We start from the raw sequence: 15,553 nt of genomic DNA, 5'->3' as shown, positions 1-15,553 counted from the left end.
AAAGGACCGAGATGGCCAGCAAGACCACGAAGACCCACTGGCGCGCGCACGCGGTGCTGCTCGCCGGGGTCGTGGTGATGATCTACCCGCTGGTGTGGCTGGTGGGGGCTTCGTTCAAGCCGGAGAACCAGATCTTCAGCACGCTCGACCCCATCCCGTGGCACTTCACGCTCGAAAACTACCTCGGCGGCTGGACCGCGACGGGGACGTCGTTCACCGTCTACCTCACGAACTCGGCGACCATCGCGCTCTGCGTGGTGATCGGCAACATCGTTTCCTGCTCGCTCGCCGCCTACGCGTTCGCCCGGCTCGACTTCGCCTTCCGCAGGCTCTGGTTCGGGCTGATGCTCGGAACGCTGATGCTGCCGTTCCAGGCCACGATGATCCCGCAGTACACGATCTTCTACAAACTGAACTGGATCAACACGTTCCTGCCGCTGGTGGTGCCGCAGCTGCTCGCGTTCGACTCGTTCTTCATCTTCCTGATGGTGCAGTTCATCCGGGGCATTCCCCGCGAACTGGACGAAGCGGCGGCCATCGACGGCGCCGGGCACGCCCGGGTCTTCTTCTCGGTGATCCTGCCGCTCCTGCGGCCCGCCCTGCTGACCACCGGGGTGCTGACGTTCATCTGGACGTTCAACGACTTCCTCCGCCAGCTGGTCTACCTGTCCGACAAATCGCGTTACACGGTCCCGCTGGGCCTCAATTCCTTCATCGACCGGGCGAGCGGTTCCAGCTACGGCGGAATGCTCGCGATGTCGGTGGTCACGCTCGTGCCGACGGTCGTGGTGTTCCTGGTCTGCCAGAAGCGGCTCGTCGACGGCGTCGCCAACACCGGGATCAAAGGCTGAACCCGCAACTCCACCAGCAGAAAGTGAGACCGCCATGGCACAGCACCTGTCCAGGAGGGGGTTCCTCGGGATCGCCGGGGCGGGGGTGGCCTCGGCCGCGCTCGCGGGCTGCGGTTTCGCGCCGCCCAGCACCGGATCCGGCCCCGCGGGGAACGCGCTGACCTTCCGCTGGTGGGGCGGCAACGCCCGCAACGACGCCTACCAGAAGGCGGTGAAGATCTTCACCGACAAAACCGGGATCGCCGTCACCACGCAGTATTCCGGTTACGACGGCTACTTCGACAAGCTGAACACGGAGTTCGCCGGCGGCAACCCGCCGGACATCTTCCAGATGGACACCGCCTACGTCAGCACCTACGCCGGGCGGAACGTGCTCACCGACCTGGGCACCTACATCCCCGGCACGATCGGCCTGGACACCTTGTACGCGCCGGTGCGCACGGCGGGCGCGGTGAAGGGCAAGACCTACGGCATCCCGTCCGGTTCCGGCTTCGCCCCGGTCCTCTACGACAAGACCGTCCTCGACCAGCTCAAGATCGCCCCACCGGTGGACGGCTGGACCTGGCCGGACTTCGCCGCGATCGCCACCGAGATCTCCAAGGCGTGGGGGCCCGACAAGTACGGTGCGCTGGACGCGTCGAAGGACGACTCCGGTGCGCTGCAGCCGTGGCTGCGCCAGCGCGGCAAGGACCTCTACACCGCCGACCAGTCCCTCGGGTTCGGCCCCGACGACCTGACCGAGTGGTTCACCTTCTGGGACGGCCTGCGCAAGGCCGGCGCGGTCTGCCCACCGACGCTGCTGAGCAACACCGACGCGGCGACCGGCAACCACCCGCTGATCACCGGCCAGATCGCGATGACCACCGGCTGGGGCCTGGCCCAGATGCAGCCGCTGACCCAGCACGAGCTGAAGCTGATCGTCGTGCCCCGCGGCACGAACGGCAAGACGGGCCAGGCGCTCAGCGGCGGGGTGCTGCTGTGCGTCCCGGTCAAGAGCCGGAACCCGGAGGGCGCGGCGAAGCTGATCGACTTCTTCCTCAACGACGCCGACGCGATCAAGACGATGAAGCTGCAGCGCGGGCTTCCGCCGTCGGACAAGGCGAAGAACCTCCTCGCGCCGACGGCGACGCCCACCGAGAAGGCCGACATGGACTACGGCGAGTACGTGGCCGCGGAGGTCGCCAAGGACGCCCTCCCCACCGCGCCGACCGCGCCCCCGGGCTACGGCGACGTCAAGACCGCCCTCGACTCGGCGGCCAAGCAGATCGCGTTCGGCAAGATGTCGATCGCCGCCGGCGTCACCCAGTTCTTCAGCGACGCCAAGGCGGCGCTCGCCAACGCGAAGTAGGGGAACCGTGCGCATCACGGCCGTGCGGGGCACCGACCTGTTCACCGGCTCCGCCGCCGCGGCCCGCCAGGTGGTCCGGGTGACCCTGAGCGGGCCCCGGGCTCCGGCGCGGGTCCGGGTCGAGGGCAAGTGGGTGGTCACACCCGAGCCCGTCACCGCCGACGTCCGCCCGGACGGCGTGACGGTGGAAGTCGGCGTGACCTTCCAGGCTCCCGAGGGCTCCTCGCACCGGGTCACCGTGGTCGCGGAGTCGGCCGGGCGGCGCGTCACGGCCGAGGCGGACCTGGTCGTGGCGGAAACCGGCTGGACGATGTGGATGGTTTCGCACTTCCACTACGACCCGGTGTGGTGGAACACCCAGGCGGGCTTCACCGACACCTGGCTGGATCTGCCACTGGCGCAGGAAAAGCGGATGCAGTTCCAGCGGTCGGCGTTCGACCTCGTGCGCGCGCACCTGGAGGCCGCCCGCGACGACGAGGACTACCGGTTCGTGCTGGCCGAGGTCGACTACCTCAAACCGCACTGGGACACCTTCCCCGGGGACCGGCACGACCTGGTGCGGTTCCTCCGCGACGGCCGGATCGAGCTGGTCGGCGGCAACTACAACGAGGCCAACACCAACCTGACCCACCCCGAATCGACGATCCGCAACGCCGTCTACGGCGTGGGCTACCAGCGGGACGTCCTCGGCGGTGACCCGCGCTCGGCGTGGATGCTCGACGTGTTCGGCCACGACCCGGCCTACCCCGGGCTGATGGCCGACGCCGGCCTGGAGTCGAGCGCCTGGGCCCGCGGGCCCTGGCACCACGTCGGGGCAAATCGGCACACCGGCGACATCGGCCGGATGCAGTTCCCGTCGGAGTTCGAGTGGATCTCGCCGAGCGGGCGGGGACTGCTGACCGCCTACATGGCCGACCACTACGTCGCGGGGTGGGGCATCGAGCGCCAGGACACCCTCGAAGAGGCGATGGCGGAGGCCTACCGGCAGTTCAGCACGCTGCGGCGGGTGGCCGCCACGCGCAACGTGCTGCTGCCGGTCGGGCACGACCACAACATCCCGTCGCGGTTCTGCACCGAGATCCACCGCACCTGGAACGCCCGCTACGTCTGGCCCCGGTTCGTCGTCGGCCTGCCCCGGGACTTCTTCGCCGCGGTCCGCGCGGACGCGGCGGCGCGGGGCACGGCGATCAGCGTGCAGACCCGGGACATGAACCCGGTCTACACCGGCAAGGACGTCTCCTACATCGACACCAAGCAGGCCCAGCGCGCCGCCGAGGTGGCGGTGCTCGACGGGGAGCGGGCGGCCACCCTCGCCGCCCTGCTCGGGGCGCGCTACCCCCACGAAGCCCTCGACAAGGCGTGGCGCCAGCTGGTCTACGGCGCCCACCACGACGCGATCACCGGAACCGAGTCCGACCAGGTCTACCTGGACCTGCTCACCGGCTGGCGCGAAGCGGGCGAACGCGGCGGTGAGGTGCTCGAAGGCGCGATCACCGAGCTGGCCCGGCACGCGGACACGACCGGGGACGGCGTGGCCGTCTTCGTGCTCAACACGCTGTCCTGGGCCCGCGACGCGGTGACGACGGTGACGGTCACCCACCCGGAACCGGGGGTCACGGGAGCGCGCGTGGCCGACCCGCAAGGCCGACCGGTCCCCGCCGTCACCGACGCAGTCGTGCGCCACCCCGACGGCTCGCTCGCCGAGGTCACGCTGACCTTCCTCGCGACGGCGGTGCCCGCGCTCGGCTACCGGGTCTACCGGGTCCTCGACGCGGCCACCGTGCCGCCCGGGTGGACGGTCCGGCCGGGGCCGCCGTCGATCGAGAACGACGTCTTCGCCGTCGAAGCCGACCCGGCGCGCGGCGGTGCGCTCCGGCGCGTCCACGACCGGCGGGCCGGCCGGGAACTGCTGCGGGACGGCGGTCTCGCCGCCGGGCTGGTGGTCCAGGACGAGCACGCCGAGCACCCGGTGTGGGGCGAGGGACCGTGGCACCTGCTGCCGAAGGGGCCCGGCCACGGCCCCGGTGCGGCGGAGGTGGTCGTCGAGACCAGTCCGGTGGGTGAACGGCTCGTCGCGACGACATCGCTGGCCGAGCTGCGGATCACCCAGCGCACGACGTTGTGGCGCGGAGTGCCCCGGGTGGACGTCCGCACCGAGGTCGACGGCTCGCTGGGCCGCGACCGGCTGCTGCGGGCCCGGTTCGACTTCGCCGTGCCCGGCGCCCTCCCGGTGGCCGAGGTCGGGTTCGGCGCGATCGGCCGGTCGTTCGGCTTCCCGGACGTCGACGCGGCCGAGCACCTGTGGACGCTGGACACCCCGGCCCACACCTGGGCCGGCCTGTCGGCGACGGCCCGCATCGCGCTCACCCGCGACGACGGCACCCGGACCGCGCACGCCATCGGCGTCGCCGAAGTGGTCGAGCCGGTCGGCACCGGGCCCGAGATCCGGGCGCTGGTGGCGGCCTTGGCCGCGAAGGGAGTGACAGCGACCTGCACCCGTCCCGGCGGCCCGCGCTACGGCGCCCTCGACGCCGATTCGAACCTGCCCGACGTCCGGATCGTCCTGGGCGGTGGCAACCCGTTCGCCACCGAGGTCCTTTCCACCGCCGAGCCCGGGTACCGCGCCGCACTCGCCCGCCACGGCCGGGTGTTCGTCCCGGCCGCCCGGACCCGCCGCGAAGCCTGGGTGCCCGACGCCGACCTGCGGGGACCCCGGGACCTGCCGGTGGTGATCATCGAGGACGTCACGGCCGCCGTCGACGAGCTGCGCGCCGGCGCCACCCTCGCCGTGCGGGTCCCCGACGGGCTGGCCGGGACCGCCGAGCCCGCCGACGGCTACTCCGTCGCGGTCGTCAACCACGGCACGCCCGGGTTCGTCGTCGACCCGGGCGGCACGCTGCACCTGTCGCTGATGCGCTCGTGCAGTGGCTGGCCCAGCGGGGTGTGGATCGACGGCGAACGCCGGACCGCGCCGGACGGCTCGAGCTTCGCCTGGCAGCACTGGACCCACACCTTCGACTTCGCCGTCGTCGCCGGGGCAGGGGACTGGCGTGACGCCGGTTTCCCGCGCAGCGCCCAGGAGGCCGCGCACCCGCTCCGGGCCCGGCAGGTGCCCGCCACGGAGGGCGCACTGCCGCCCACGCTGAGCCTGATCGCGGTCGAACCGGCGGAAGCCGTGCTGACCGCGGCGAAACCCGCGGGCAACCCCCTCGCCTCGGGTGCGGAGATCGCCCCTTCGGACGCGATCACCCTGCGCGTGTACGAGTCGACCGGGTCCCCGGCCACGGCGTTCGTCGCGCTGCACGGCGGGGTGCGCTCGGCCTGGCGCACCGATCTCCTCGAAGAGCGGGGCGAGCCGATCGAAGTCGACGGCGGACGCGTGCGCGTCGACCTGGGGGCCGCGGACGTGGCGACCCTGCGCTTGGAGCCGGCCGTCCGCGGTGACGGGAGCGGCCGGGAGCTCGTCCGGGCCGCGGAGCCCGTGCAGCCGGTCCCCACGCGGTACTGGCTGCACAACGAAGGACCGGCGCCGGTCGGCAACCTGCCGGTGAGCGTGCACGTGACACCGACCCGGCTGCGGCTGAGCGACGGGCGAGCCCGGTTCGACGTCACGGTCAGCTGTAGTGGCCGCCGGGCCCGCGGGCGCGTCGAACTCGAGCTGCCACCGGAGTGGCGGACAGAGCAGCTCCCGGACCTGGACTACGACCTCGAGCCGGGAGAACACGCGAAAACGGCGGTCGAAGTGCGCGGGCCGGCGACGCCCGGCCGGTACCTGGTCGCCGCCCGGATTTCCGACGGCGGGCAAATCCTCGAAGACACGGCGGAAATTCTGGTCGGGGCGCCGCCACCGCGCGACGACCTCGTCGACGTCGGTCTCGCGACCGAAGCGATCGCGGTGCCACCGGGCGGCAGTGCCGAACTGGTCGTGTCACTGGCCAACCTGGCCCAGAGCGAGATCCGGGGCGGGATCGCGGCGATCAGCCCGTTCGGCAGCTGGGCGGGCGAGGTGACGATCGGCCCGCGGCTCCAGCCGTTCCGGCTCGCCGCCGGCGAGAGCACCCCGGTGCCGATCACGATCCGGGCGGCGCGCACGGCCCGGCGCGGGGCGCACTGGTGGGTTCTGGTCCGGGTGACCGCCCACGGGCGGCTCGTGTACAGCCCCGCCGTCGAAGTCCGAATCGAGTGAATTCGTCGAATTCGCGCTACTCCCGCAAAAGATCAGGTTACTGCTCGGCGAATTGCTCCGGACGCTCCTTGACCGGGGTCGGCCGGGCACTGATCATTCCAGCGATTCCCGTGCGCTTTTCCGGCGCCTTCTCAGGAGAACGACTTGATCCCTGCGCCCTTGGACCGGCGGACCTTCCTGCGCTGGTCCGCGCTCGTCCCCGCCGTCGCCGCCGTGCCCACCGTGCTGGGCGTGCCCGCGTGGGCGGAGTCGACCGCGTTCGTCGACGCCTACCGCACGAACATCCCGGCGAACCGCACCCCGGAGACCAACGCGGTGGTGCGGATGCTGACCGGGATGCAGCGGCTCTGGCGCACCGGGTCCACTTGGGACAGTGGGGTCGTGCTCGACGCGGCGGTGCTGCGGGCGAACGTCCGGCACTGCGTCGCCGTCACCCGCGCCCGGACCGACGCCGAAGCCAAGCGCGCCTTCGTCTTCGACCGCCAGCACCAGTCCTACGCGGCCATCGGCGGTCTGGGCCCGCTCGCGGACCTCTACCGCAGCGGCGCCAAGGCCGTCACGGGCATCACCTCAGCGCCCGACGGCACGCCGCCGGCGAAGATCGACGACGCCGTCCCGGTGGACGCGCCGGCGGGCTCGGCGCTCGGCGCCGGTTCGCACGACTCGGAGCTCGGCCTGGTGGCGCAGCTCGTGGACACCGTGCGGGGCCCGTTCGCCTCGGGCAACCCGAGCAAGTACGCCTACCAGTACCCGCGGCCGTGGCGGCTGAGCGCCGACAGCCGGGTCGTCCCCACCGGCGAGACCGACGCGCTCGGCTACCCGGTCTACCGGTCCGACGTGGTCGTCGCACCGCAGCTGCTGCGGCAGCGCAGCACCGCCCCCGTCGACGACGGCGGGTTCCCCAGCGGCCACACCAACGCGTTCCACCTGGCCTGCCTGGCGCTGGCCTACGCGGTCCCCGAGCGGTTCCAGGAACTGGTGGCGCGGGCCTACGACCTGGCCGACACGCGGATCGTCGCCGGGATGCACTCGCCCGTGGACGTGATCGGCGGCCGGATCATGGCCACCGCGCTCGCCGCCGCCACCCTCGCCGACCCCGAAAACGCCACCCTCAAGGCCGACGCGCGGGAGCAGGCGCTGAAGTACTTCACGGCGAAGACCGCCACGACCGCCGACACGCTGTTCGCCCGGGCGCACACCGGCGCCGACGAATACGGCGACCGCCGGGCGAACGCGGCGATGGTCGCCCGCCGGGCCACCTACGGCCTGCCGGACCGGGCCGCGCGCACCTCGATGCGCGTGCCGAAGGGCGCCGAGGTCCTGCTCGAAACCCGTCTGCCGTACCTCGACGCGGCGCAGCGGCGGGAAGTCCTGCGCACGACGGCGTTCCCGGCCGGGCACCCGCTGCTCGACGGCCCGGAGCCGTGGGGACGGCTGAACCTCTTCGCCGCCGCCGACGGCTACGGCGCGTTCGACACCGGCGTCCGCGTCACGATGGACGCCGCTCGCGGCGGGTTCTGCGCGAACGACAGCTGGCGCAACGACATCGGCGGCGACGGCGGGCTCGTCAAGGCGGGCACCGGGACGCTGACGCTCACCGGGGGCAACAGCTACCGCGGCGGCACCCGGGTCGAGGCGGGCACGCTCGTCGCGGCGGCGCCGGGCGCGCTCGGCCCCGGGGACGTCGAACTCGCCGGGGGCACCCTGCGCGTGTCCGGTCTCCGGGCCGGCGGCTACCAGCAGACCGGCGGCACGTTGTCCGTCAGCCCGGGGCCGGGGCTGCTCGTCCGCGGCGAGGCCGCGCTCGAGCGCGGCAGCGTCCTGGTAATCCGGCTGACCGGCTCCTGCCCGGCGCACGAGGTCGAGGTGCTGCGCGCGCGGCGCCTGCGTGGCCGGTTCTCCGCGATCGAGGTCGACCGCCCGGGGCACCGGGTGGTTGCGCGTTACACGTCCACCGGTTTGTCCGTCCGAATCCTGCGGGAGTTCTCGTGAAGAAACGCCTGGCCGCGCTGGTGCTCGTCACCGCCGTGTCCACAGTGGTCAGTCCGGCGGCCGCCCACGCCGCCGACGGCGGCAGCTTCTCCGTCCTGGCCTACAACGTCGCCGGCCTGCCGGAGTCGATCTCGAGCGCGCCGACGCCGCGCGACCCCGCGACGACCGCGATCGGGCAGCGGATCGGTCCCTACGACGTCGTGCACGTGGAGGAGGACTTCAACTACCACGCCAAGCTCTACGCCGCCGACCAGCACCCGTACCGCACGCCCACCAGCGGCGGCGCGGGGATCGGGAGCGGGCTGAACACCCTGTCTTCGCTGCCGTACGACACCGACGACTTCGAGCGCGCCCGCTGGACGTCCTGCCAGCTCGATTCCGGGGACTGCCTGACCCCGAAGGGCTTCACCTTCATGCGGGTCCGGCTGGCCGAGGGCGTGTACGTCGACTTCTACAACGCGCACACCAACGCCGGGACGAACGACGGCGACGAGGCGTCCCGGGCGTCGAACCTGGCGCAGCTGACCGCGTTCATCCGGACGCACTCGGCGGGCAACGCCGTGGTCGTCATGGGCGACACGAACACGCGCTACACGCGCGCGGCCGACACGATCGCCGGGTTCGCCTCGGACAACGGCCTGACCGACGCGTGGGTGAAGCTCGTGCGCGGCGGGGTCGCGCCGGCTCCGGGCAGCCCGGCGCTGCTGTGCGACGAGCAGGCGGTCACCAACGACTGCGAGGTCGTCGACAAGGTCCTCTACCGCGGCAGCAAGCTCGTGTCGCTCGACGCGACCTTCTACAACAACGAGCACGCCAAGTTCCTCGACAGCGCGGGCAAGATGCTGTCCGACCACGACCCGATCACCGTGCGGTTCACCTGGACGCGCAACCCGGCGCTGCGGCTGTCCGACCAGTACGGCGGCCCGCACGGGAACTACTTCACCGACGTCGACGGCGTGCCCGCGGCCGCCCGGGCGCGGACGTTCTCGCTGCGCGGCGGGTCCCGCGTCGACCAGGTCGGGGTGACGCTGGAGAACGGCACCACGCTGACCCACGGCGGGACCGGCGGGACGGCGGCGTCGCTCACGCTCGGCACCGGCGAGTACGTCACGACGGCGACCCTGTGCCAGGGCAAGTACAGCGGCACGACCCGGATCTTCTCGGCCCGGTTCACCACCAACCTCGGCCGCACGCTGGCCGGCGGTACGACCACGGCGGACTGCGTGACCCGCACCGCGCCGGACGGCTGGCAGCTCGCCGGCTTCCACGGCCGGAGCGGTGACGGAGTCGACAAGCTCGGATTCGTCTACACGCAGCGGTAGTCACCCGCGGCGCCGCGCCCCGTCCCGCCGTCCGGCCGCGCCACCGGATGGCGGGGCGGCACGCCGCTCAGCAACTCCTCGGCCGCCGCCATCGTGGGCCGGGCCGCCGGGTCGGGGTGGAGCAGCCGCAGCACGGCGTCGATGACCGGATGGTGCGCCGCTTCGTGCTCGCCGGTGCCGGGACGTCCCTCCAGCGCGGCGTAGAGGGTGACGCCGAGCGAGAACACCTCCGACGGGAAGTCGGGGAAGCCCCCGTCGATCACCTCGGGGGCGAGGTAGGCGCGCGCACCGGAGCCGGCCGCTCCGGCCACGATCCCGGCGCGGCCCTCGGCCGAGATCACGACGTGGTCCGGGTCGACCGCGGAGTGCAGGACGCCCTCGTCGTGGGCGGCCGCCAGCGCCGAGGCCAGCTGGGCGCCGAACCGGGCGACCAGCCCCGGGGCGAGCGTGCCGTGCTCGTCGAGCAGCTCGGTCAGCGTCCGCGCCCCCGGGTACTCCAGCACCAGGTAGGTGGTGTCGTCCTCGTCGACGACGTCGCAGAGGGCGGTCCTCGGCGCGGGAATCCCCGGCGCCACCGGAGGCTCGTCGAACAACGGCTTGAGCGTGACGATCCGGTCGAGCCGTTCGTCCCGGGCGTGCACCGTGCCGTGCCCCGCCGGGCCGAGCAGGCGGTACCGCTCGCCGATCAGGGTTCCTTCGTGCGCCACTTCGCCGTCCCTCCCGTGCCGTCCACCGTCCTGCTCGGGGATACGGCCACGACGCGGATCCGGTTCGCTTGATCGGCTCGATTCACCCACCCGGTTCGTCCGGCCGCCCGACGATCGGACCTTGACACGGTGTGGCGCAGGCCACCTACACTGCGAACATCCCTTCACCGGCCGCGGCCGATCATCCCGACCCGGCGCCCGGCTCGTGTGTTAGCGCTAACAATGTTGTGGTGCACGCCTTTCCGGCGTTCGGACGAGATGGGTGGACGATGATCAGTCGACGAGGACTGCTGGTGGGCGTGGCCGGAGCCGCGGTCGCCGGCGTGGTCGGCAGCCGGGCCGCGGCGCGCGCCCAGGCCACGTACGACGGCTACGTCATGGCGTACTTCACCGAGTCGCCGGCCATGACGGGCGCCGATTACGGGCTGCACCTGGCGGTCAGCGCGGACGGCCTCGACTGGATGCCGCTGAACCAGAACAACCCGGTGGTGACGCCGTCGGCCGGCACCGGCGGGCTGCGCGACCCGTTCGTCCTGCGCAAGCAGGACGGCCGGTTCGTGGTGCTCGCGACCGACCTGAAGGGCACCGACTGGTCGCTGCAGAACCAGTACGTCCACGTCTGGGATTCGGCGGACCTGCGCGGGTTCACCGCGTACCGCCGGATCAAGCTGCATTCGATGGCCACGCACAGCTGGGCGCCGGAGGCGTTCTGGGACCCTTCGCGCAACCAGTACGCGATCATCTACTCGGCGGCGTACGGCGGCCACGACGTCATCATGGTCAACTACACCACCGACTTCGTGACGGTCAGTGCGCCGCAGGTGTTCTTCGACCCCGGCCACGCGACGATCGACGGGACGATGGCCGTCATCGGTGGCGTCAACTACCTGTACGTCAAGAACAACACCAACAGCACCCTGGTCGGCCAGCGCTCCGGCTCCCTCGCCGCCGGCAGCTTCACCACCTACAAGACCGGGATCGCCCCGGGGCGGGGCGTCGAGGCACCGCAGATCGTCCCGGCGCCGGCCGGGAACCGCTGGTACCTCTGGGGCGACACGTGGAGCCCCAACGGCCGGTTCTTCTGCTGGGAGACCACCGACGTGGCCGCCGGGAACTGGACGCTGCTCGGCGACCGCGCCTACACCCAGCCGCTGAACTCCAAGCACCCCGGGATCACGCCGATCACGGCCGCGGAGAGGTCCGCCCTGGTCGCCAAGTGGGGCGCACCGGCTTGGCGGCGCCTCAAGTCCTACAACTTCCCCGACCGCTACGTCCGGCACGCGAACTCGGTGGGACGCATCGACGCCTACCCGTTCGACCCGTACCAGGACCAGCTGTGGAAGCTGGTGCCGGGGCTGGCGGACGCGGCCGGCGTGTCGTTCGAGTCGGTCAACTACCCCGGCCGGTACCTGCGGCACAGCGACTACGAGCTGCGCCTGGCCGCCGACGACGGCTCGGCGACGTTCACCGCGGACGCCACCTTCCACCGGACACCGGGGCTGGCCGACTCCGGCTGGTCGTCGTTCCGCTCGCACAACTACCCGGACCGCTACCTCCGGCACCACGACTACGTGCTGCGGATCGACCCGCTCGGCAGCGCATCCTCCACTGTGGACAAACAGGACGCGACTTTCCGCGTCGGCTACTGAGACCGCTCGCGGAAGGAGCCGTCATGCTACGACGAGGTGGCGTGATTTCGTCCCTGTTCGTGCTCGTCACCACGCTGCTCGGCGCGCCCGGTGCGCACGCCGCGGCGGTCGCGGTGACCAACGGGAGCCAGTTCGCGGACACGTCCGGCAGCTGGGTGCACGCCCACGGCGGCGGCGTGCTCAAGGTGGGTGCGTACTACTACTGGTTCGGCGAGAACCGCAATCCCGACGACACCTTCCGCGCGGTCTCGGTCTACCGCTCGACCGATCTGAAGACGTGGGAGTTCCGCAACGACGTGCTCACGCAGTCCTCGGCGGCCGAGCTGGGCCAGGCCAAGATCGAGCGGCCGAAGGTGATCTACAACAGCTCGACCGGTCAGTACGTGATGTGGATGCACAAGGAAAACGGCGCCGACTACGCCGAAGCGCGCGCGGCCGTGGCCACCTCCTCCACGGTCGACGGCGGCTACACCTACCGTGGCAGCTTCCGCCCGCTCGGCACCCACATGTCGCGTGACCTGACGCTGTTCAAGGACGACAACGGAACCGCGTACATGGCCTCCGCGGCCCGTGAAAACGCCGACCTGAACGTGTACCGGCTCACCGCCGACTACACCGGCGTCGATGCGCTGGTGCAGACGCTGTGGCCGGGCTCGTACCGCGAGGCCCCGGCGATGTTCAAGCGGAACGGGGTCTACTTCCTGGTCACCTCGGGCGCCACGGGCTGGCAGCCGAACCAGCAGAAGTACGCCACGGCCTCCAGCGTCACGGGGACGTGGAGCGGGTTGACGAATTTCGGGGACTCCACCGGCTACGGCAGCCAGGCCGCGTTCGTGCTGCCCCTGCAGGGCACGCAGGCGACCTCCTACCTCTTCATGGGCGACCGCTGGGCGGGTGCCTGGCAGCGTCCCGTCAACGAGTCCCGGTACGTGTGGCTGCCGCTGACGTTCCCCAGTGCCACCACGATGGCGATGAACTGGTACCCGAAGGTGAACATCGACACGGCCACCGGCGTGGTCGCGGGCGTCGGCTCCGGCAGCGCGTACGAGTCCCTCGTCGCCCGGCACAGCGGCAAGTGCGCGGACATCCCGAGTTCCGCCAAGGACGACGGCACGGCGGTGAAGCAGTACTCCTGCAACGGCGGCGGGAACCAGCAGTGGAGCGTGCTCGACCTCGGCAACGGGTACTACAACCTGGTCGCCCGGCACAGCGGAAAGTGCCTCGACGTTTCGGGCGGCGCCACCGCGGACGGCGCCGCGGCGGTGCAGTGGGCGTGCAACGGCGGCACGAACCAGCAGTGGCAGATCCAGGCGGCCGACAGCGGGTACGTCCGCCTCGCGGCCCGGCACAGCGGCAAGTGCCTGGACGTCGTTTCCGGGTCCACGGCCGACGGCGCCGCCGTCAAGCAGTACCCGTGTACCGGCGTGACGAACCAGCAGTGGCTCCGGCGGGCGGCTTGATCAGCACCTTCGGCCCTTGACGGCCGGGAGGCAGCTCGCTAGCTTTTTGCGAAACTCCTTCATGTTTGGGGCCGCCATCATGCGCATGCTCGTGGCTTTGCTCACCGCCGTGGCTTTGACGTCCGGCGTCGTCGCCTCCGCGGTGGCCGAGGACGTACCGCCGCACCGGCTGACCGTGCGCGGTTCGGCCTTCGTCGACGAGTACGGCCGCGAAGTCGTCTTGCGCGGCTTCAACGTCTCGGGCGAGACGAAGCTGGCAGAAAACGGTTTCCTGCCGTTCGCGAACGCGGCCGACGCGCGCCGGTCCGCCCGGTCGATGCGGGCGCTCACCGGCGCGAACGCCGTGCGGTTCCCGATCGCGTGGGCCGGGACGCAGCCGGTCCGCGGGCCGGTGGACACCCGGTACCTGGCGGCGCTGACCGACCAGCTGAAGGCGTTCCTGGACGAGGGTTTCACGGTCCTGCCCGACTTCCACCAGGACCTGTTTTCCCGCTACCTGTTCAACCGTGGCAGCTGGTACACCGGCGACGGCGCGCCGAAGTGGGTGGTCGACCTCGGCGGCTATCCCGCGGAGAGCTGCGGCATCTGCGCCCACTGGGGCCAGAACATCACCCAGAACGGCGCGGTCCAGGACGCCACGAAGGACTTCTGGCACAACGCCCGCGGTGTCCAGGACGAGTTCGTCGGTCAGGCCGTCCAGACGATGACGTATCTGCGGACCAACCTGAGTGCCGCCCAGTTCGCCGGCGTCGCGGGCATGGACCCGTACAACGAGCCCTTCGCCGGGCGGTACGACCAGGGCCAGGACAGCAAGGCGTGGGAACAGAACGTGCTCTGGCCGTTCTTCAAGCGGTTCCGCGAAGCGATGGACACCGCCGGCTGGCAGGACAAGCCCGCGTTCGTCGAGCCGAACATGTTCTGGAACGCCAACATCTCCTTCCAGCTCCACCCCGGCGGCTTCCAGGACACCGGCGTCATGGGGCCGCGGTACGTCTTCAACACGCACTTCTACGACCAGCTGGCCCAATCCGGCGTGTTCATGCCGGGCAAGGCGGGCGACGGCCAGTACAGCGCGAACTTCGGCGCGGTCCGCGACCGCGCGACCGCACTCGGCACGGCGGCGATCGTCACCGAGTTCGGGCACCCGATGACCGGCTACACCTCGGACAAGACCCCGACGGTGGACAAGGCGATGTACCAGGCCCTCGACTCGCGGCTGCCGGGCGCGAACTGGTGGCGCAGCCCGGCGCAGTCGGGCCCGGTGCTGTCGGCGACGCAGTGGCAGTGGGACATCTACAGCGGCCGCCACCACGAGCTGATGAACGACAACCCGGACAAGGTCAAGACGGACGGCGACGCCTGGAACGGCGAGGACTTCTCCTCGGCCCGCACGGCGGACGACGGGACGGTCCAGCTCCGCCAGGACGCGCGCCTGCTCGACCGGCTCTACCCGGCCGCGGTCGCCGGCCACACCCTGGCGTTCACCTACGAGGACCGCTCGCGCGACGGCAGCCAGACGCTCACGTGGAACCAGGTGCCGTCCACGATGCCGGCGACCGCGGCGCTGACCGGCACCGGGCGGTACGGAATCCTCGTGTGGCAGGGGACCGCCGCCGGTGCGCCGACGGAACTCCACGTACCGGCCGGAATGACCCCGACAGTGGTCACGGACCTGACCGGGGTCACCTCGGTGGGCGACCGCCTGCGGCTCCCTGCCACGCCGGGCCTGCACTACGCCCTGATCACCGAGCCGGCGACGCCGCCGACCGCGGCCCAGCTGGCCGCGGCCCGTGCGGAACTCGCGGCTTGGGCGCCCACGGCGTCCGCGAGGTGATCGACGCGACCGCCCGAATTCCCGGACGGTGAAGAGCCATTCCGGGAATCGCCCGGACGTCCCATATCCGCCCCATCCGGCTAGGGGTACCGTGAAGTCGCGGGGGGCATCACGGCGCGCCCTACGTGTTCCAGGTCGCCACGCTCTACGTCTGGCGGCTGGTGGGCCTGAGGTGATCTCACCAAGCTGATCATCGGTGAGATC

9 protein-coding genes are annotated in these 15,553 nt (G+C 71.5%); 8 read left to right on the top strand and 1 reads right to left on the bottom strand.

Features of this window, described 5'->3' with window-relative positions:
• Window positions 1-11 precede the first annotated feature (11 nt).
• The 5 genes from AB0M80_RS17355 to AB0M80_RS17335 all read left to right on the top strand — a co-directional run bounded on the left by AB0M80_RS17355 (window position 12) and on the right by AB0M80_RS17335 (window position 9,699).
• Window positions 12-851 (top strand): carbohydrate ABC transporter permease, encoded by an 840-nt coding sequence (locus tag AB0M80_RS17355; protein WP_364565268.1) that lies wholly within the window; start codon window positions 12-14, stop codon window positions 849-851.
• A gap of 34 nt (window positions 852-885) precedes the next feature.
• Complete coding sequence (locus tag AB0M80_RS17350) at window positions 886-2,199, top strand: extracellular solute-binding protein (protein WP_364565266.1); 1,314 nt, start codon at window positions 886-888, stop codon at window positions 2,197-2,199.
• 7 nt (window positions 2,200-2,206) lie between these two features.
• Window positions 2,207-6,385, top strand: a complete 4,179-nt coding sequence (locus tag AB0M80_RS17345; protein ID WP_364565263.1) for a glycoside hydrolase family 38 C-terminal domain-containing protein — start codon at window positions 2,207-2,209, stop codon at window positions 6,383-6,385.
• Window positions 6,386-6,529: 144 nt separating this feature from the next.
• Window positions 6,530-8,377 carry a phosphatase PAP2 family protein gene (locus tag AB0M80_RS17340; protein ID WP_364565260.1) on the top strand — a complete coding sequence of 616 codons (1,848 nt, stop codon included), beginning with the start codon at window positions 6,530-6,532 and terminating at the stop codon, window positions 8,375-8,377.
• On the top strand, window positions 8,374-9,699 hold the full coding sequence (locus AB0M80_RS17335; protein ID WP_364565257.1) for a jacalin-like lectin: 1,326 nt from the start codon (window positions 8,374-8,376) through the stop codon (window positions 9,697-9,699). Before AB0M80_RS17340 ends, AB0M80_RS17335 begins: the two co-directional genes overlap by 4 nt.
• On the opposite strand, the gene AB0M80_RS17330 is transcribed toward AB0M80_RS17335, so the two are convergent.
• Window positions 9,684-10,406 carry a serine/threonine protein kinase gene (locus AB0M80_RS17330; RefSeq protein ID WP_364565254.1) on the bottom strand — a complete coding sequence of 241 codons (723 nt, stop codon included), beginning with the start codon at window positions 10,404-10,406 and terminating at the stop codon, window positions 9,684-9,686. The two genes, AB0M80_RS17335 and AB0M80_RS17330, sit on opposite strands and share 16 nt — an antisense overlap.
• A gap of 269 nt (window positions 10,407-10,675) precedes the next feature.
• Here AB0M80_RS17330 and AB0M80_RS17325 point away from each other — a divergent pair, with 269 nt between their 5' ends.
• The 3 genes from AB0M80_RS17325 (at window position 10,676) to AB0M80_RS17315 (ending at window position 15,349) form a co-directional block, all read left to right on the top strand.
• Window positions 10,676-12,055, top strand: a complete 1,380-nt coding sequence (locus AB0M80_RS17325; RefSeq protein ID WP_364565251.1) for a glycoside hydrolase family 43 protein — start codon at window positions 10,676-10,678, stop codon at window positions 12,053-12,055.
• A gap of 23 nt (window positions 12,056-12,078) precedes the next feature.
• The gene (locus AB0M80_RS17320) at window positions 12,079-13,515 is read left to right on the top strand and encodes an RICIN domain-containing protein (RefSeq protein WP_364565250.1); all 1,437 of its coding nucleotides are present in this window, start codon (window positions 12,079-12,081) and stop codon (window positions 13,513-13,515) included.
• Between the two features lie 79 nt (window positions 13,516-13,594).
• On the top strand, window positions 13,595-15,349 hold the full coding sequence (locus AB0M80_RS17315; protein ID WP_364565247.1) for a cellulase family glycosylhydrolase: 1,755 nt from the start codon (window positions 13,595-13,597) through the stop codon (window positions 15,347-15,349).
• Window positions 15,350-15,553 lie beyond the last annotated feature (204 nt).

This window comes from Amycolatopsis sp. NPDC051045 (assembly GCF_040682955.1).
GTDB lineage: Bacteria > Actinomycetota > Actinomycetes > Mycobacteriales > Pseudonocardiaceae > Amycolatopsis.
This window is presented reverse-complemented; position numbering and strand designations above follow the sequence as displayed.